Genomic DNA, 17,865 nt, shown 5'->3' with positions numbered 1-17,865 from the left:
GGCATGGATATATATTTGAGCGAAGTTGCGAATAAAAGTTCTGACTTTACGTTTCCGGCTCTGCCGGAGAAAATTAAGACGAAGTTCGGAACCAGATATCAGACCTATGAAATTATTGGGAAGGGAACTGTAAAAATACCGAAAGGTCTGGAAGCTGATACGATTTCCTGGGATGGAATCTTTTACGGAAAATCCAAAAGAAGAGAAGTCATGATTCGTGAGTGGACAGCACCATCGCAGTGCATAAACACATTGCGGAGATGGATGAAAAACGGAACGGTACTCCGGCTTCTGGTGACAGGCACAACCATAAACTATGATGTTACGATCAGTGAATTTGAACCGGATGAAGTCGGAGCCTATGGGAACATAGAGTATTCAATCTCCTTTGTTATCAACAAAGAACTGAAGGTATACACCACATCAGAATTGAAGATTGCTGCCTTTGTAAAGAAAACGGTTCCCAGACCGACACCGGCACCTTCATCGAGCCGGTCCTATACAGTTGTAAGCGGAGATAACCTGTGGGCGATTGCCAGAAAGTTTTATGGAGGAAGTGGCTCTGACTGGAAAAAGATTTACGATGCTAACCAGACAGTCATAGAATCTACGGCAAGAAAATACGGGAAAGCGAACAGTAATAATGGATGGTGGATATATCCGGGAACCGTATTCACTATTCCGTAGGAGGTGCAAGATGATTGATGTATCAAAAATTAAGTACCGCCTTACGATTATGACCGAAAATAAAAAGCAATATAACATCAAAGATTTTGTAGAAAACCTGGGGTGGGAGGAGAATGACGGTGAATTAGCTGTCAGAATTTCCTTCACAGCCAAGAATGAAAAAACAAGTGCCGGCCTCATATCATCTCTGGCAAAACCGGGATGTTTGGTCGGTATTTTCGCTGAACACGGCTCTACCAATGAGGAAGTTGCAAGAGGATATATCACTGAATGGAAACCAACAGTATCCGGAAGCAAGGATAAGTTCGATGTTGTGTGCTATGACGAACTGTATAATTTGCAGGAAAGCCAAGACTACATTTACTATTCTTCCGGAATCGGAACGAAGTCAGCGATTACCAAGATATTTGATGACTGGCAAATTCCTATGGAGAAGTACCAGGGGCCAGATGTAACACATGGAAAGTTAGCATACAAGACGGAAATGCTCTCAGAGGTGTTGCTGAATATCTTGGATGATGCGAAGAAAAAGGGCGGCGGGGAAGCTATGATCCGTGCGGCAAAAGGAAAAGTAAGCGTCCTGGAATGGGGAAGTAACAAGACGGTCTACCATTTTGAGGCAGACAATACAAAGATGGCATCCCACAAAATGAGTACCAGTGGAATGATAACCAGGGTTAAGGTAATCGGGCAAGAAGATGACGATGGGCGTTCCAGCGTGGAAGCACTTGTGAACGGGCTTACAAAGTATGGAATCCGCCAAAAGATATACGTCCGTGGCAAAGATGACAGCGTAAGTGATGCTCAATCGGCAGCACAAGACATCATTGACGAAAAAGGTCAGGTGAAAGAAGAAATTACGGTCCAGGCTCCGGACATTCCTTTTATCCGGAAAGGAGATTTGGTCCACGTTACGGTAGGAACCCTGAAAGACTATTATTTTGTGAAAGGGATTCGCCATGATGCAGATACCGGATCAATGACGATGGACCTGAAAAAAGCGGTTACACAGACAGTTAAGAATAACCAGACCACTAAAAAATCATACAACGTGGGAGACGTTGTGAATTTCAAGGGCGGTACACATTATGTATCAAGCTATCCTGGTTCCCAGGGATACAACGCACGGGCAGGAAAAGCCAAGATAACAATTAAAAACGGTTCCGGAAAAGCGCACCCGTGGCATCTCATTCACACGGACAGCGGAAGTAATGTATACGGTTGGGTTGATGACGGAACATTTGAATAGAAAGAAGGTGGAACACATGCCGTATCAAGGAAACCCAGGCACAAGCAAGCTGGGGAAAATCCTGTCTGATAGAATGGCAAAGCAGAATGCTTCTCCGCTTATCCTGGATTTTGGAAGCATTGAAGCAGATTACAGCCTGAAGACGAATACGTTTCCGGTTCCTATCCCACGTTCTGACTACACTGTTTGCAGGCATGTGGGAGGTCTTGTTTTAGGAACCACCGGGGGAGAGCATGGAGGCCATAACTCAGGAAATGGCGCACATAGCCACGGTGTACCAGTTCCGGCAATTAAGCCAGGAGACAGAGTTTTAGTTGCCTGGATTCAGAACGATGCTACAGTCATTGATGTGATTGTTCCTGCAAGTTCGATATAGGGAGGTGCAGCATGAGTGAAAACGCCTTGTTTCCGGTAGTTGAAGTTCCGGAATTGATAGAAGAGTCAGAGCGGTACGATGAAAAGTATAAACCGAGTGTAGCTTGGGATTTGGAAAAAGGAGATTTTGTCAGAACTGGTGCAAATCAGTTGGTGGCATGTGACGGAAGAGAAGCATACCGGGTGTGGTGCGTAAAGAATGCATTGACAGAACGCTACACCTGCATGGCTTATCCGGATTCCATAGGCACTGAAATGGAATCCGCATTAAAAGAGAAAAGCAATGGTGCAGTGGAATCCGCAGTGGAAAGAACCATAACGGAAGCACTGCTCGTCAATCCTCGTACAGAATATGTGCGGGGATTTTCCTTTACCTGGAACGGCGATGAACTGCATTGCAGTTTCAAGGTAAAGGGTATTGATTGGGAAGAGTTCCCTTTGGCAGTAACCATAGGAAAAAGTGAAAAATCGAGCAGGAGGTGAGTTAGATGGCATTTGAGATACCAGATTTTGTTCCGCCAGAATTTGTCTCGGACAGCAATCCGGAAGATATCCAGGAAAGGATGATGACCAGTCTCCCGGCAGATATTGATGATATGCCCGGCGGATTTCCATACGACTTCACAATGCCAACGGCTCTGGAAAAGTCCGAATTGATACAGTTTCATCTCGTCAGGACGATTATGCTCATGTTCCCTATGTGGTCGTGGGGGGAGTGGCTGGACCTTCACGGGAAACAGAAGGGAGTTGTCAGGAAAGAAGCAAATCCGGCAAGTGGATATGTGACAATCGAAGGAATACCGCAAACCAGGATTGCTGCTGGTTTTATTGTTTGTACGCCAGCAACCGATGTTGGTTCATCTATTGAGTACAGGCTGGATGATGAGGTGACAATACCGGCAGAAGGCAAGGTTACGGTTTCTGTGACAGCGTTGTATGGCGGAATCGGCTCCAACACAAAAGCCGGAACGGTAAATCTCATGTCAAAACCGATAGAGGGAATCACCAAACTGTACAACGAAGACGATATTACCGGAGGTACGAATGAAGAGGAAGACAAAGCCCTTCTCGAACGAATCATGGAAAAGTATGAATCCGAGGGGGCCTCCTTTATCGGAAATGATGCAGATTATAAAAGATGGTCCAAAGAAGTGACCGGAATCGGGGATTGTATCGTGGTTCCCACCTGGAACGGGCCGGGTACGGTAAAACTGGTTCTGGTGGATTCCAATGGCAGGCCAGCAAATGATAAGCTGGTGCAGGCAGTGTACGATCACATCATATCTCCGAATGACCGGGAAAAGCGGCTGATGCCTACTGGAAGTGCTAATTTGACGGTTGTGGCGGCTGATACAAAGCTGATTAGTTATTCCTGCACGAAGCTGTCTTATGACAGCAGCACCAATATGGAGCAGATAATCGAGGATTTCAAAACAGCCGTGATGAAATATTACACGGAAGCGAAAGCAGGGAACATTGTCAGGTACAATAAAATCCATGCGATTCTTACGAATCTGCCAGGGGTTCTTGACTTCGAGGATTTGAAGCTGAATGGGGAGGAAAAGAATCTCTCTCTCGACCAGGATGAATACCCCGGAACCAATGAAGTGCTGTTCGAGTAGAGAGGGGGATTGTTATGAATTTGGAGAATTTCCCTTCAAGCGAGACTGGAAAGAGGATGCTCGAAACAGTTTCAAATGGCTTCTATGATAATTCCTATGTGGGGAAGTGGCTATTTCAGGTCATGGGCCTGGAGATGGGAGAAGCCAGGGAGAAAATCGAAGAACTTCCGTACCAGGCGTTTCCGGAGACGGCAACCTGGGGGCTGAGATACCATGAACAGAAATACGGACTTCCGGTAAGGGAAGAACTCGGTTACGAAGAGCGCAGGCGGTTCATTTACCAGAAGCGTGATGAACGCTCCCCCATGAATCCTTACCGGATGGAAGTTATCATGGAAAATATCACCGGCAGAAAAGCCCATGTAGATGATGAATCCGGACCGGTGAATACCTTTACAATTAAGCTGGAATCCGGGAACAATGCTGTTGATGTAACGGCGGCGATTAAGAAGATAAAGACAATCAAGCAGTCTCATGTGGCGTTCACACTCCGCTTTACGGCTGTGGCGCACATTGAACTCTGTGGAAATGTAGAACGATATGAGAGCCGATATCCAATCTGCGGTACGGTTCCTGGCGTAAGCACTGGGCTACGGCTCATGGATGCAGGTGTTGAGTTATCACCGGAAACATACCCGTATAAGAGGATAACGACCATGGCCGGGAACTCCGGGGAAGCCGGACAGTATCCGAAAACAAGCACCGGTCTGAAAGTTGCGGAGGGAGCGGTTGAGGCTGAAATATATGCTGCCGGATACCAGGTAAATTATCCAGAAGCGAGCGAAAACATGGCAGCGGGATTGCATCCGAAAACAAGATTCCAGGCGGTATACGCCATGAATGAAACGGAGGTTGCAGCTAAGTTATCCGGATTCAAATATCAGAATGAGGTTGCTGGAACCAAACCGCAGGTCAGTACCGGACTGATTCAGAAAAAGGCTGTTACGGATATTGAAGCAAGCGGTAAAGGAACCGAAGTTGAATATTCTCTTGCTGGAGAGAAGGAAGCCGGTACGGTTCCGAAAGTATCAACCGGCGCAAAAGAATCAGGAGATTCAGTGATTCCAGAGGTGAAAACAGAGAGTTACCAGATTAGGTATCCTCTTTGCGGAAACGCCTTTGAGATATAGACAAGGAGGTATGCACATGAAGTTACTTACAAGCAAGGCAATCCAGGGCTACCGTGATTACACGAAGCGGACGGTTGCCTATGCTAAGTACAAAATTGGCTCGACTTACCACAAGGCGAAAATTGAATCAGTGGAAGTGACAGCGGATGGAATTGTGGAAGTTACGTTTAAAATCGAAACGGCTACCACCGGGGCGGCTACCGTCACGGAAATCCAACTGTATGACACGAACAATGATTTGTGGCTCTCTAAGCAGGAATCCCTAAAGATGGATTCCGTGGCAGAGGGCTTTTATTATGTCTGCCAGTTGGTAATCAGTGAGAAGGAGGTATAGGAATAATGCGGGAACTTGTGAATTGGAAAGACCATGTTGTGGAATATCCGGGGCGATTCCAGGAAGAGGACGTAGGCAACGGCCTGGTTCAGCACACCGCTTCTCCCGGAAGGGTATTACAACAAGGAACACCGCAGAACGCCACGAATTTCAACGCAATGGATTTGGCAGCACTGGAAGCGATGCTTATGGCTTCCGAGAATGCCAGAAATCTTCTCCAGGTAGCCAAGGACATTGAAGGCCTTACCGGAGATAAGATTCAGGTCACGCTCACAAACACGCAGCCTTATCCACACAACAACTCCAAAAAGACGGTTCAGCTCACAAAATCTAAGAACAACATGGATTATACCGTGGAGTGCGAGGTTGTCAGCATAACTGGCGGGGCGGTTGGCGAGTTTGAGTTCAGTGACAAGCTACTGAACGGTTTTAAGGTTGCTTATACCGGTTCGGCAAGCGAAGTGGTTGTGAATTGCTATGTGAGAGGAGGAATTTGAGCATGGCAAATGTGATTATCCCAAATGAAGAGCGAAGAGCAGAGGCGGAGCATGTGATGAAGTCCTATGGTGTGGACAGCAATGACCCGGCTATACGTGAAGCGGCGGAAATCGCTGCTGCAAGAACCAACGAAGCAGTCAGAATGGCTGAGAATAGAAGGAGGTATTACTGATGAAAGTGACACATCTGCCGGAGGACGGCAAGAATTTCATTCCCTATGAGGTCATGGGGAAGAACATTGACTTTAATGACGGCGATCTGATGTTCAACGCGTCCAAAAAGGAACGTGATTATGAAGTTGTCATCGACATCTGCCTGGATTACACGGGCGGTCTGGTGATGGGAGCTTCCGAAGGTGAGCGATATGTAGCTCAGCTGGTTATCCCGGCCAGAGAGTACACGGAGACCACTACGGAGAATCCGAACTATGACCCGGATTCAGAGTTTGGCACAGAATCCCCGACTATCACAACGAGGGAGCCGGTGCCTTTCAGTATGGACGAGTGCGAACTGAGATTATGGGAAGTGGAGGTTTAAGAGATGCCGAATTTTGATGATTTTAAATTAGCGATTGAAGCGATGTCGGGCGGTAAGAATACCGTCCTTTTTGATGATATGGAGATGCCTTCCGTTATGGTTCCGTTTCCCAAAATGATGATTTCGGAGATTATGACCGGAGGAAGTCAGAATGTTCACCCGGCTTTCAAGGTGAATGGCGTGGACAAGGACAAGATTTATGTCTCCAAATTCCAGAACATTGTGCTGAACGATAGGGCATACTCACTGCCAATGCGTGACCCGAAGGTTTATGTGACTTTCGACCAGGCGTTGACGTTCTGCCGGAACAAAGGGAATGGCTGGAGTTTGAATCCGTATTCTCTGTGGTCCGCAATCGCTCTGTGGTGCCGTAAGAACGGAACCATGCCAAGAGGAAATAACTACTGGGGCAAAGACTACTCTTATCAGCATGAAAAAGGCATTCCTACCGCATATGAAGGTGCAAGCCATGAATCGCATCCGAATGAACCGACAAGGGTAGCAACCGGCTCCGGACCTGCCACCTGGTATCATAACTGGATGCCGGATGGAATTGCTGACCTGAACGGTAATGTTTGGGAGTGGTGTGCTGGAATGAGGCTGAAGGATGGAGAAATCCAGATTATCCCGTATGCCAATAGCTTACTGGCAGAAACGAATATGTCTGCCACATCTACTGAGTGGAAAGCTATCAAGGCGGATGGTTCCCTGGTTGAACCTGGAACTGCCGGAACTTTGAAGTGGGATTGGGTATCCAGCAAGATTCAGCTTACCAGTGGGAATGTAACCTATACCACAGACCAGGGAAATGGTATTCAGTACAAGGATATGACACTGGCCTCCGGGCTGACTGCTCCTGAACTGGCAAAAGCCTTGCTTTTGTATCCGGACGAACCGGGCGGGGATTACGGCAGCGATTACCACTGGATGAATACTAGGGGAGAGCGTTTGCCGATTTGCGGCGGCGGGTGGTACGACACTTCCGGCGCGGGCGTGTTCAACGTGTACCTGAACTACTCGCGGTCGAGCTCCAACGGCAGCATTGGCTTCCGCTCCGCTTTTGTAGAACTGTAAACTGCGGCACTGACTGCTCTGCGGTAGCAGAGCATATGCCACGAAAGGAGAAACTATGGTACAGCGTGAGGAGAATCCTACCGTCAGCGAAAAGCAGAAATATGAAAATCTCTCCATCCGCATGAAAATCATGGATATGATGGAATATTCCATGCCGCTCATAGAAAGATGGTCCGTGGCACACCAGAAGTTGCTCGGAGATAGGATAGCAGCCTGTATGGAGGATATGCTGGAGCTGGCAAATGAATTGGAGTGGGCGTATTCAAAGAAAACGCCATGCAAGAATCTGGATATGAAAAACAAGGCTTTGCAGGATTTTATAACGCTTGCGTATAAGCTTAAATATCTGAAAGGTTCATCTTCTCATGCGGAATGGACCAGACGCTCCAAAGAAATCGGAAGCATGATAGGCGGATATCAACAATGGATATACGAAGATTCTCCAGTTCCAAAGAAAACCGGCGGGAAACTTCCGGCACAGAATAAAGGGAACCGGCTCCGGTAATCGGGGCCGGATCTTTTTGGGAACAGACTATTGCGTTTGCCGATTTGCGGCGGCAGGTGGAACAACACTTCCAGCACGGGCGTGTTCAACGTGAACCTGAACAACTCACGGTCGAACTCCAACAGCAACATTGGCTTCCGCTCCGCTTTACTCTCATATGCCAGAGGCGCAAAGTTTAAGGACTTTCCGACAGTGCGAGAGGATAAAGGAGCCTGTTTCCACTCCGGGCTGAAAGGCAGGAGAAAAAACGGCACTGTCCGGGAGCTGGCGGTGCTGTTCTGGCGGAGACAGACAAAACCAGAACGCCTATGGACGCTGCGAGTAAAGAAATTGAAAGCTGCTACACATAGTTATTCATAAGGAAACATATTCCATGAAAATCAAAAATGTCTTTGACAAAATCTTTTCGCTGGATAATCTCTATGCAGCGTTGGAAGATGCTGTTCAGGGAAGAAGATATAAAAGAGAAGCACTGGTATATACTTTGGATTCCTGGGCGTTGCTTCAGGAGTTGAGAGAAGAGGTTCTGAGCGGAACTTATCATATAGACCGGTATTACATCTTTTATATCTACGAACCCAAGAAAAGAATGATTATGTCAATCTCATTCAAACACAGAATCGTCCAGTGGGCGATTTACCGCATTATCAATCCTATGCTAGTAAGCGGCTATATTGAAGATTCTTATGGCTGCATTCCAGGCAGAGGAAGCTTGAGTGCCATGCAGCGGCTCAGGTACTGGATTGAACAGGCATCCAGAAAAGATGAACAGTGGTTTTACCTGAAGCTGGACATCAGCAAATACTTCTATCGGGTATCACATCGGATACTGAAGAAAATACTGGCGAAGAAAATAAAGGATGCAAGACTGCTGGAGGTCTTGTATTCCGTAATCGACTGTAAGCATACTCCGTTTGGCTTGCCGCTGGGTGCGTCTCCGGGAGATGTGCCGCTGGAGGACCGGCTTTATGATGTCGGTATGCCGATTGGTAATCTACTCTCACAGGTATTTGCCAATGTGTACCTGGATGTGCTGGATCAGTTCTGTAAAAGAGTGCTGAAAATCCATTTCTATATCCGGTATATGGATGATGTGATTGTTCTTTGCAACGATAAGATACAGCTCCGGGAATGGAAAGATCAGATTGAGGTATTTCTGATGAATGAACTGGAATTGCACCTTAATAGCAAAACCTGTATCCGCCCAATCAGCCAGGGAATTGAATTTGTCGGCTACCGTATCTGGCCGGATAGGGTGATTGTGCGGAAGAGCACCAGTCTTCGGATTAAGAGGGCATTGAGAGGACTTGCAGTAAAATATTCAAAATATGAAGTAACCATGCAGGATGTTACGTCTGCACTCCGGAGTTATCTCGGTATGTTGGAGCGTTGCGACAGCGAAGCCCTGGTGAAGAAGATTCTGGACAACCTGGTACTGACACATGAACAAAAGGAATCGGAGGAGAGATATGAGCAATCAGGAAATTATGGAATTGCAGAACACGCTTATAGAGAACCAGAGATATGTCATTTCTGAGCTAATGAAGCGGTACTGCTTAGAACCAACCTTCGAGATTGATGAACGGCTCCAGGCTGTTATTCGTCAGAATAACGAGCTTATGAGTATATTGGAAAAACCGTAGGGAGGAGGTGACAAGTATGCCGGGAGATTTTATCGTAGCCATTGTTGTTGCGGCAGGAATACCGTCTGCAATTACTGGATTCTGCTTCTGGTGCGTTCAGCAGAAAATAGCTAAGCGTGACAAAGAGCAGGAAGAAATGGAAAAAGCGAAAGAAGAGAATGAATTGCTTCTTATTAAGCTGGCAGGAGCTTCGCTGTCATTGGGGGAAGCAACAGCGGCGGCAGTCCAAAGGATTCCTGATGCGCATTGCAATGGTGATATGCACGCCGCATTGGAATATGCAAGGCACATAAAGCATGAGCATAAAGATATGCTCTACGAAACCGCAGTCAAGAATTTGATTTAGCGGGCATTTTAGACCGTATTTGATGTTACCCAAACATTTCCCCACATAACGGTTTAAAACGCAACCACGGAACGATCAGAAGCTCACAGAGCCATATAAAACGAAATTATACAGGAGGTAAGTATCTATGAAGAACATTAACTGGGCGAGAAAGCTCACGAGCAGAAAGTTTTGGGCGGCAGTAGTCGGATTTGTTACCCCGATGATGGTAGCCGCAGGAGCAACTGACGGAACGATTACCCAGGTGACCGCAATCATCATGGGCGGCGCCACACTGATTGCCTATATCATCGGCGAGGGAATGGCAGATTCAGCCAATGCTGGCGTTGATGCGGCAGTCGGGATTGAAGTGGTAGAAGATGACTAAGAAGCAGAGTGATCAGAGGGCCTGGGAAACCGGGCCTTTTTCTATACGAACAGGAAATCGGTGAGGTAGATAATGAGAAAAGAAAATGTAGAAGTAATGGCAAACATTCTTTATGCCGTGGAAACTGGCGGTCAGGTGTATGGCGGCAGATGCTACGATGATTTCACTCCGGCCTACAAGAACAGCAGCGCAGAACACGCAATCACGATAGGAGCCGGAGCCTGGTATGCGACAGAAGCAAAGCGGCTCCTGAAGATGATTCGTGATAAATATCCGGACACATTCAAGAAGCTGGACACAGCGGGAATTTCGCAGGATTTGGATTCGGCGGACTGGAGCAGGTACCAGCTGGACAAGACTTCTGCAAAGGCAAAGTGCATCCAGAAGATTATCTCTTCTGTTGATGGAATCAAGTGCCAGGATGCCCTGATGTATTCACAGATTGAGGAATACACGGAGAGTATCACGAAGAGCTTCGGAGAAATGCCTGACGGAGCCATGATGGAGTGTATCAATATCCGGCATCAGGGTGGCATGGGTGCACTGAAGAGGATTCTGGCAAAAACCAGTCAGCCTTACACAGCGGACAGCATATACGCTGCACTCTGCACAGACCCGGCAGATAAGAGCAATAACAATCAGGTCGGGGATTATGTAACCAGGCAGAAAAAAGTCTATGAGATGATTCAGAAATATTGCAAGGAGGAAGAAGCGATGGGAAGAACAGCGCAGGATGTTTTGGACGTTATGCGGAGCTGGCTTGGATTCAGCGAAGCAAACGGCAAGTTCAAGCAGATTATTGACATTTACAACAGCGTGAAGCCGTTGCCGAGAGGCTATGTTGTGAAATACACGGATGAATGGTGCGACACTACCGTATCAGCGGCAGGAATCAAAGCGGAATGCTCTGATTTGATTAACCGGGAGTGCGGTTGCGAAGAGCACGTAAAACTCTTCCAGGCGATGGGGATTTGGATAGAAGATGGCACAATCACACCGAAGGCGGGAGATGTGATTCTCTACAACTGGGATCAGTCCTATCAGCCGAATGATGGCTATTCGGACCATATCGGTTATGTGGAATCCGTTTCCAACGGGCAGATTACCTGCATCGAAGGCAACAAAGGTGAAGCTGTCGCAAGGCGTGTGCTGTCGGTTGGAAATGGCTATATTAGAGGCTACGCACGTCCGAAGTATTCCTCTGGTGGAAGCAGCCAGCCGGTTCAGCCTAGTGCGCCGTCCACCAGCACCGGTACAACACTGAGCAAAGAGGTTGCGTGGTACGGCGTGGTGAATACCGGTTTTCTAAATGTTCGTACCTGGGCCGGAACAGAAAATACACGGCTCAAATCTTATCCGTCTATTAAGCAGGGCACAAAAGTGGGCGTGTGCGCTGTGATACAGGATAAAGATGGTGATCCGTGGTATTATTTGAAAATCACCGGAGAGCAGGGCGAGAAGTATGGGTTTGTTGCCGCCGCCTATATCACGAAACAGGCCACCAGCACGCCAAACAGCAATACTACCGTTGAGGATGATGGAAAGATTTCCAAAACACCTCAGTGGGTAGGAAAAGTAACAGCAGATGTGCTGAACGTCCGCACCTGGGCTGGAGTAAACAATCCGAAGATTAAGTCCTGGCCTCAGTTGGGGTATGGAAATCTGGTGGATGTGTGCGATGTGGTAAATGCGGCTGATGGCTCACGCTGGTACTACATCCGCATTGATGGGCGGATTTACGGATTCGTTCATTCTGCTTACATCACGAAAGCGTGATGAAACAACCTCTTTTGGTACAAGGAATGATATGTCACACCCTCTGTCGAATTGTCGGCAGAGGGATTTTTTTATTTGTCGAAAAAATGGTGGAAAGCAACGAAACGCTGTGATATGATAATTTTGCTGCCGTACCTCCAGCAGAAGGGGGGTGATTCTGCATGAACGATATTATTCCAGCGTTTATTATCTCTGTCGCAGCAAGTGTGGTTGGCTACTACATATGCAAGTGGCTGGATCGAGATGAATAGGCAGCAACAGCCTAAACGGAATAGCTCACCGTAAAGAGCAAGAAAAACCCCAGAGCGGCAACTCCGGGGTTTTTCGTTTTGTTCTACATGAACTCTTCCAGCATTTATTTGGCTAAGATTATAATATGCCAGTTCTCAGAAAAAGTCAACAGTTTCTTTTCGTCCATAGGACAATCCTACGGACAGTCCATAGGAAAATCCAATGTAACCAGTACCAGTACCATCACCAGTACCAGTATCATAAAAAATAAAAGAATATACGCAAAACCGCCGTCTGCGGCTTTGCTACTGAATATTCACCTAAATGTACAATTTGCACAAAATCTGAACGAAATTTTTGATGTATCAAGTCACAGTCGATTCTACAGAAATTTTCAATATCTCCTTCGGCAAAAGACAAAAATGAATCCAGAGGCATTTCAGAGGTTTTCAGACCATATCAAAATCAGAGTTTCTTCTATACATAAAGCATATCGTTTATTTCAAAAATATTTCCGGAAAAATAAATTAAATGATTGACACTTACCGATTGGTAAGTTAAAATGATGACAAGATAAAAGTTACCAAACGGTAAGTATGGAGGTCAAAATTATGAAGTATAGAAAAGAAGATGACAACAGATACAGAGTAAGATTTATGAGAAGCACAGAGGAACTTATGGATGCTTTGACGGTAAAAGAGTTCATCTCTTACTTAGAGGAAAACGCAGAGTTGGAAGATGATGCAGATTGTGAGTACATTGATGGAGAAGTTGTTAAGTGCAAGGCTTATGATCTGAAAGAGGCGGACAGCAATCTTCATAAAGAGTTTTTGGTAACAGAAAATGGCAGATTATTTTATTGGTTATCTTTAAATAGCAAAATTGAACTTGTGGACAGAGAAAACGTAGCGGAGGAGAAAAAAAGAAGTTACGAAGAAAAGAACTATGAAGTACGGATACAGAGAAATCAGAAAAATTCACGCAGACAGCCTTAGAAGTCTTTGCATTGCAAATAACTGGTACACCAGAGGAAACAACGAAGAATACGGCCATCTCTTATATGACATGGCGGAGGGCAAAGAGAATATAACCACAGATGACATTGTGGAGATAGCGCAAGACATCACGGAACACAGCGATACAGATCAGGAAATCACAAGTATCTGTTTTGATATTGCAAGAATCGCAGTTACATTCTTTGAGGAGGCGTAGATATGGCTGGAGAATATGTGTTCTCAAATCCGCATCCGGACGGAAAGTTAGTTTCGGATTGCGTTAAGCGGGCAATTTGCCTGGCATCCGGGATGGACTATAAGGAAACCTGTAGATTGCTGAACAGAATCAAACGTGAGATTGGAGAAAAGGACTTCAACACGAAGAAATGCTGCGATGAATACGTTAAGAGGTTCGGCTGGAAAAAGCTATCATTCCCGGCAGAAAAGGGAAAAAGTCGGATGAACGGCCAGAGATTTGCAGAACAGCATCCCACAGGAGTTTATATTTTGAACATGGCAAAGCACTGGAGCTGCTGCAAAGATGGCGTGATATATGATACATGGGATTGCAGAGAAAAATGTGTATACACAGCATTTGAAGTGAGGTGATATAACTTGATCCACGTTTTCATTGAGGAAGAAAAGACTGGATTTAAAGTTCAGTACGGAGAGATGGTTTTTCATGTAAGTACATATGAACAGGCAACAGATCTGGCGATTAAAGTCGGGCAGACGCTTGGAAAATTGGGATGCTAGGAGGTGAGAGTATGGCGAACGAAACACTGAAAAGACGCTTCATCAACGAAGTTTACGGAGGTGATTTTAAGAAATATTTGCGGGAACGCAAAGATGATTACTGTAAAGTGCAGTTTGCATGGTCCTGCTATATTGACGGATTGTGTAAAAATGGCGAAATAACACAGAAGCAGTATGATAGAGCGACATTTTAAGGAGGGGCGTATGGCAGAGATTATCAGACCGGCTCATAGAGAGTATATGAGCAAGGAGCGGCTGGAATACAGATATCGCACTGATCCGGAAGCTGGATTTGCATTTGATTGTGAGGATGGAAAACCGATATTCAAGAATCCGGAGGCAAAGAAGAATTATGAGTGGTGCAAACAGCATCCGGAAGATGTGGAATGTTTAGGTGTCGTAACCGAAGAACGGTCCTGTTGGATTCCTGCCCTTGCAAGGTGTGAGTGTGGGAAAGAGATTAACCTGGAAGATAGATATTATGGTTGCTCTCAGTGTCCTCATTGCGGAAGATGGCACGCCATTGGTGGTTATGAGGTGAATCCACCGGAAGAGTGGGAAGAGGACCTGGAACCGGACTTTTAGAAAGGGGGTGAAGAGATTTGAAGTATTGCATAGCGGTTCAGGAGATTTTGAGAAAAGAAATTGTGGTTAAAGCAGACAGCATTGAGGAAGCCTGCGATTTAGTACAGGAGAAGTATGACAATGAGGATATAGTCTTAGGCCCAGATGATTTAGTCTCAATGCCACGTGGGGAATATATCTTCCCTGCAAACTGGTATACAGACGAAGAGGTTCAGGCCATGGAGGAGAGCGTATGAAGCGGGATAGCAATGAGATTTACTGCCCGGATTGTTGGGAGAATAAAAGGAGAGAGGACGATTAGATGGACACTGTTGTTTTGAAATTGGAATTGGAAATGGTTGCCACCCAGGAAGATATTGATGACATCATGGCAGGAGCCTTGGAAGGCGGCATCAATTACTGGTGCGGTGAAGATGAGGTTGTTGGAAATTATCTTGGAGAATATGCCAGTGAGCAGATTTCCAGAGGAGGTCAGTTGATTCTACATGACATTGAGGAGAATGAAACCTACACGCTTGACAGGGAGAAGTTCATGAAAGGATTGAAAATGTACTTAGAAAAGCCGCATCCATACGACATTTTGGAGGAGATTGACAATAAGTTGAGGATTGATACATGCAATGCAGACGATACAGTATGTGACATGATTATACAGTACGCATTGTTTGATGACATTGTTTTCGGTTAAGAGGAGGTGCAAAAGTGGGATATTTGGTTGTTGGGAAATATACTCCGGTTGAAGGTGATATGCCAGAAGTCATTGAGCGTGAGTATTACGGCCAGGGAATGATTTTTAAAGACGAAGAGGCGTACAAAGAGCATCCAGACCGGGTGTGCTATGTTCCAGAGTTATCAGATAGCACTTATACCAGGGAGGATTTCTTGAATCTTTGCGATGGAAATGTGGAGATGGCAGATGAACTTTTTGATAACTGTAACTGGCAGCATCCGGAATCACTCGTTGAAGACTGGGTTGTAAACGGAGAGTGGGAAAAGTGCGAACGCTGCGGGGTGCTCTTCGATTGCCAGATGCACGATAGCTGTACAAATTGCGGATATCCGGTTTTGACAGATAAACCTTGGTATGTTGAAAAGTGGCACGAGGAAGATTTGATTGCTGCTATGGAGAAAGCAAGGGCGCATATCACGAGAGAAAACCTGGATAAAATGAAGGCCGCCTGCAAAGACATTTTTGAGGACAAAACCTCCAGGAATGAAATGTTGGAAGATAAGGCGAGAGAGTTATTTGAGGAGGTATGGATGTGTCAATAGAAGATACTTTTAAAAGTGAACTAAGAAGAGAAAACACGAAACTCAAAAGGGAAAATCAGGAGGTTCATGCAGCGGTGATCCGCAAGCACAAAGAGTTGATGAAGATACGCATGAGCCTGGTGACGGAAGTTTGCCCGGATTGCGGTCATGAAAATACAGTAGAATGGAGCGTTGTTGACAAAGGATATCAGATATTTTGCCCGAATTGTGGATTTCCAATGATGCTGTGCAGTGAATGTATGTTGGATAGCGGATATTGTGATTGGGAAAGCGATACTTCTTTATGCTACCGGATGGTTGAAGGATTCTGGAAGAATCTTGAAGACGTACCATTCCGTGAAGATGAAGCGAAAAGTATGGTACTGGAAAAAGATTATCGGCTGATGATAGGAACCAGAGAAGTCACAATGTTTCCTGCCGGAACTGAGCGGGAAGAAATTTGGCATTGGTTCGATGAACGGCATCCTAAAGGAGTGACGTATCTTTTATATGGGGAGGAGAATAACGATGAAGATAGAGTCGAGAAAAAAGAGTGATCGTGGCGGATATTTGATGATGCCGCTTGTAGATAATATGCCGGTTCCTGCTGAAAAGACCTGGAAAAAGGTTAATTGCCCTAAATGCGGAAAAGAGTGCTGGGATAGACCTTTGCCAGACGGATTTTCGGAAGATATGTTTAGTGGAAAACTCTGTACAATGTGTGCGTTAAGAAGCGCAAGCAATTAAATTCTACAGGAGGAATGAAATGAAGGGTGGTCCTAAAAATACTTTACAGCATCAAAGAGAGTTTTATTCTGCATTTTATGGAGAGGATATATGTGGGGTAGAAAAGACGGCAACTGAAGAGGAATTAGATGAAGCAATAGCTGAATGCGCAATGATGATTGAATATTCCATCGACCGAGGAGATAAAGAGGAAATATCGTTCTGGAGAAAAATGCTCCAGGAAAATAAAGTGCAGCGGAGGGAAATGTTGACCGCTTAAACGTATTGTGATGGCGAGTGGCGAACAATGTAATACCAAAGCCTTTGCGGGTTGGATGCAGCCTAATGGTAGTCAAGAGGTAACGGATATGTGTATCAACACATTCCTTTATGCACTACTCATTGAGTTGGTCTGGTGGAAAAGATAGTACAGCTAGTATAATTTTGGCTCATGAGCATAATGAGCCGATTGACGAAATAGTGTTTTGCGAAGTTATGTTTGACTTAAAGAATGGAATTAGTGGGGAAAACCCACGTCACATAAAATTCGTAAAGGAGGTGGCAAGGCCGGTATTTGAAAGCTGGGGATATAAAGTTGTGATTTTGAGGGCGGATAAAGATTATTTAGATTATTTCAACCATATAATCGAACGACCAAGAAAGCACCAAAACCATAAAGGTATGAAATATGGATTCCCGGGTGTTGGAATGTGCGGAATACAAAGAGATTTAAAAGCAAAACCACTGGACGATTATAGAAAGAATATTCATGATACATTAGTTCAGTATGTAGGAATTTGCTGTGATGAAGAGAAGCGTCTGGAAACATTGCATAAGCATAATAACAGAGTATCCTTACTAGAAAGGTATGGATATAATGGGGAGATGGCAAGACGAAAATGCATAGAATACGGGCTTTATAGTCCAACGTATGAATTGTCTAAACGTGGTGGTTGCTGGTTTTGTCCAAATGCCAAATTTGAGGAGCAAAAAGAAATAAAAATGCTGCTTCCTGATGTTTGGAAACAGTTTGTTGAATTGGAATCCAGAACTGATGTTGTGTATAACAGGTTCAATCCATTCGGCTTGTCGCTACAAGAAATAGACGAACAGATTGAATGGGATAGTAGGCAAATGACAATTTTTGATTTTATTTAGAAACAGGAAGGGAGACGATT

The 17,865-nt window shown here is 45.4% G+C and carries 30 protein-coding genes; all 30 read left to right on the top strand.

Annotation, left to right across the window (positions count from 1 at the left end; all coding sequences use genetic code 11):
• Positions 1–3: 3 nt before the first annotated feature.
• The 30 genes from ARB69_RS01375 (at position 4) to ARB69_RS01240 (ending at position 17,845) form a co-directional block, all read left to right on the top strand.
• Positions 4–687: a LysM peptidoglycan-binding domain-containing protein gene (locus tag ARB69_RS01375; RefSeq protein WP_018595918.1), complete on the top strand. Its 684-nt coding sequence runs from the start codon at positions 4–6 to the stop codon at positions 685–687.
• A gap of 10 nt (positions 688–697) precedes the next feature.
• Positions 698–1,936, top strand: coding sequence for an XkdQ/YqbQ family protein (locus tag ARB69_RS01370; protein ID WP_055150233.1), 1,239 nt, complete (start codon positions 698–700; stop codon positions 1,934–1,936).
• A gap of 16 nt (positions 1,937–1,952) precedes the next feature.
• The gene (locus ARB69_RS01365; RefSeq protein WP_018595920.1) at positions 1,953–2,312 is read left to right on the top strand and encodes a hypothetical protein; all 360 of its coding nucleotides are present in this window, start codon (positions 1,953–1,955) and stop codon (positions 2,310–2,312) included.
• Between the two features lie 11 nt (positions 2,313–2,323).
• Positions 2,324–2,794, top strand: coding sequence for a DUF2634 domain-containing protein (locus ARB69_RS01360; RefSeq protein ID WP_018595921.1), 471 nt, complete (start codon positions 2,324–2,326; stop codon positions 2,792–2,794).
• 5 nt (positions 2,795–2,799) lie between these two features.
• Positions 2,800–3,933, top strand: coding sequence for a baseplate J/gp47 family protein (locus ARB69_RS01355; RefSeq protein ID WP_018595922.1), 1,134 nt, complete (start codon positions 2,800–2,802; stop codon positions 3,931–3,933).
• 14 nt (positions 3,934–3,947) lie between these two features.
• Complete coding sequence (locus ARB69_RS01350) at positions 3,948–5,063, top strand: putative phage tail protein (protein ID WP_055150230.1); 1,116 nt, start codon at positions 3,948–3,950, stop codon at positions 5,061–5,063.
• A gap of 16 nt (positions 5,064–5,079) precedes the next feature.
• Positions 5,080–5,397 (top strand): hypothetical protein, encoded by a 318-nt coding sequence (locus ARB69_RS01345; protein ID WP_018595924.1) that lies wholly within the window; start codon positions 5,080–5,082, stop codon positions 5,395–5,397.
• A gap of 5 nt (positions 5,398–5,402) precedes the next feature.
• Positions 5,403–5,894: a hypothetical protein gene (locus ARB69_RS01340; RefSeq protein WP_018595925.1), complete on the top strand. Its 492-nt coding sequence runs from the start codon at positions 5,403–5,405 to the stop codon at positions 5,892–5,894.
• 2 nt (positions 5,895–5,896) lie between these two features.
• Positions 5,897–6,067: a hypothetical protein gene (locus ARB69_RS27060; RefSeq protein WP_167702477.1), complete on the top strand. Its 171-nt coding sequence runs from the start codon at positions 5,897–5,899 to the stop codon at positions 6,065–6,067.
• Complete coding sequence (locus ARB69_RS01335; RefSeq protein WP_018595927.1) at positions 6,067–6,432, top strand: hypothetical protein; 366 nt, start codon at positions 6,067–6,069, stop codon at positions 6,430–6,432. Before ARB69_RS27060 ends, ARB69_RS01335 begins: the two co-directional genes overlap by 1 nt.
• 3 nt (positions 6,433–6,435) lie before the next feature.
• The gene (locus ARB69_RS01330) at positions 6,436–7,506 is read left to right on the top strand and encodes an SUMF1/EgtB/PvdO family nonheme iron enzyme (protein ID WP_055150227.1); all 1,071 of its coding nucleotides are present in this window, start codon (positions 6,436–6,438) and stop codon (positions 7,504–7,506) included.
• 55 nt (positions 7,507–7,561) lie between these two features.
• Complete coding sequence (locus tag ARB69_RS01325; protein ID WP_018595929.1) at positions 7,562–8,011, top strand: four helix bundle protein; 450 nt, start codon at positions 7,562–7,564, stop codon at positions 8,009–8,011.
• Positions 8,012–8,384: 373 nt separating this feature from the next.
• Positions 8,385–9,548, top strand: coding sequence for an RNA-directed DNA polymerase (locus ARB69_RS01320; RefSeq protein ID WP_018595930.1), 1,164 nt, complete (start codon positions 8,385–8,387; stop codon positions 9,546–9,548).
• Entirely contained in the window at positions 9,481–9,654 is a 174-nt protein-coding gene (locus tag ARB69_RS26540; RefSeq protein WP_157355583.1) for a hypothetical protein, read from the top strand. The genes ARB69_RS01320 and ARB69_RS26540 overlap by 68 nt, the downstream gene beginning before the upstream one ends.
• Before the next feature lie 16 nt (positions 9,655–9,670).
• Positions 9,671–10,000 carry a hypothetical protein gene (locus tag ARB69_RS01315; RefSeq protein ID WP_018595931.1) on the top strand — a complete coding sequence of 110 codons (330 nt, stop codon included), beginning with the start codon at positions 9,671–9,673 and terminating at the stop codon, positions 9,998–10,000.
• Positions 10,001–10,127: 127 nt separating this feature from the next.
• Entirely contained in the window at positions 10,128–10,367 is a 240-nt protein-coding gene (locus ARB69_RS01310; protein WP_018595932.1) for a hypothetical protein, read from the top strand.
• A 72-nt stretch (positions 10,368–10,439) separates the two neighbouring features.
• Positions 10,440–12,143 (top strand): CHAP domain-containing protein, encoded by a 1,704-nt coding sequence (locus tag ARB69_RS27535; protein WP_242857493.1) that lies wholly within the window; start codon positions 10,440–10,442, stop codon positions 12,141–12,143.
• 842 nt (positions 12,144–12,985) lie between these two features.
• Positions 12,986–13,369 (top strand): hypothetical protein, encoded by a 384-nt coding sequence (locus ARB69_RS01295; protein WP_055150221.1) that lies wholly within the window; start codon positions 12,986–12,988, stop codon positions 13,367–13,369.
• Positions 13,320–13,586, top strand: coding sequence for a hypothetical protein (locus tag ARB69_RS01290; protein WP_055150218.1), 267 nt, complete (start codon positions 13,320–13,322; stop codon positions 13,584–13,586). Before ARB69_RS01295 ends, ARB69_RS01290 begins: the two co-directional genes overlap by 50 nt.
• 2 nt (positions 13,587–13,588) lie before the next feature.
• Entirely contained in the window at positions 13,589–13,978 is a 390-nt protein-coding gene (locus ARB69_RS01285) for a hypothetical protein (protein WP_055150215.1), read from the top strand.
• Between the two features lie 6 nt (positions 13,979–13,984).
• Positions 13,985–14,125, top strand: a complete 141-nt coding sequence (locus ARB69_RS26535; protein ID WP_157355580.1) for a hypothetical protein — start codon at positions 13,985–13,987, stop codon at positions 14,123–14,125.
• An 11-nt stretch (positions 14,126–14,136) separates the two neighbouring features.
• Entirely contained in the window at positions 14,137–14,319 is a 183-nt protein-coding gene (locus ARB69_RS01280; protein WP_055150212.1) for a hypothetical protein, read from the top strand.
• 10 nt (positions 14,320–14,329) lie between these two features.
• Complete coding sequence (locus ARB69_RS01275) at positions 14,330–14,710, top strand: hypothetical protein (protein WP_055150209.1); 381 nt, start codon at positions 14,330–14,332, stop codon at positions 14,708–14,710.
• A 17-nt stretch (positions 14,711–14,727) separates the two neighbouring features.
• The gene (locus ARB69_RS01270) at positions 14,728–14,946 is read left to right on the top strand and encodes a DpnD/PcfM family protein (RefSeq protein ID WP_055150206.1); all 219 of its coding nucleotides are present in this window, start codon (positions 14,728–14,730) and stop codon (positions 14,944–14,946) included.
• Positions 14,947–15,011: 65 nt separating this feature from the next.
• Positions 15,012–15,398: a hypothetical protein gene (locus tag ARB69_RS01265; protein WP_055150203.1), complete on the top strand. Its 387-nt coding sequence runs from the start codon at positions 15,012–15,014 to the stop codon at positions 15,396–15,398.
• Between the two features lie 14 nt (positions 15,399–15,412).
• Positions 15,413–15,982, top strand: coding sequence for a hypothetical protein (locus tag ARB69_RS01260; RefSeq protein WP_055150200.1), 570 nt, complete (start codon positions 15,413–15,415; stop codon positions 15,980–15,982).
• Positions 15,973–16,518: a hypothetical protein gene (locus tag ARB69_RS01255; protein ID WP_157355577.1), complete on the top strand. Its 546-nt coding sequence runs from the start codon at positions 15,973–15,975 to the stop codon at positions 16,516–16,518. The genes ARB69_RS01260 and ARB69_RS01255 overlap by 10 nt, the downstream gene beginning before the upstream one ends.
• Positions 16,490–16,708, top strand: a complete 219-nt coding sequence (locus tag ARB69_RS01250; RefSeq protein ID WP_055150190.1) for a hypothetical protein — start codon at positions 16,490–16,492, stop codon at positions 16,706–16,708. Before ARB69_RS01255 ends, ARB69_RS01250 begins: the two co-directional genes overlap by 29 nt.
• Positions 16,709–16,727: 19 nt before the next feature.
• Entirely contained in the window at positions 16,728–16,967 is a 240-nt protein-coding gene (locus tag ARB69_RS01245) for a hypothetical protein (protein ID WP_055150187.1), read from the top strand.
• A gap of 164 nt (positions 16,968–17,131) precedes the next feature.
• Positions 17,132–17,845, top strand: coding sequence for a hypothetical protein (locus tag ARB69_RS01240; protein ID WP_242857491.1), 714 nt, complete (start codon positions 17,132–17,134; stop codon positions 17,843–17,845).
• The last annotated feature ends 20 nt before the right edge of the window (positions 17,846–17,865 follow it).

The organism is Faecalicatena contorta (genome assembly GCF_001404335.1).
In the GTDB taxonomy this organism is placed as follows: domain Bacteria; phylum Bacillota; class Clostridia; order Lachnospirales; family Lachnospiraceae; genus Faecalicatena; species Faecalicatena contortus_B.
Note: the sequence above shows the minus strand (reverse complement) of the source record. Positions and strands in the feature narration are given on the sequence as shown.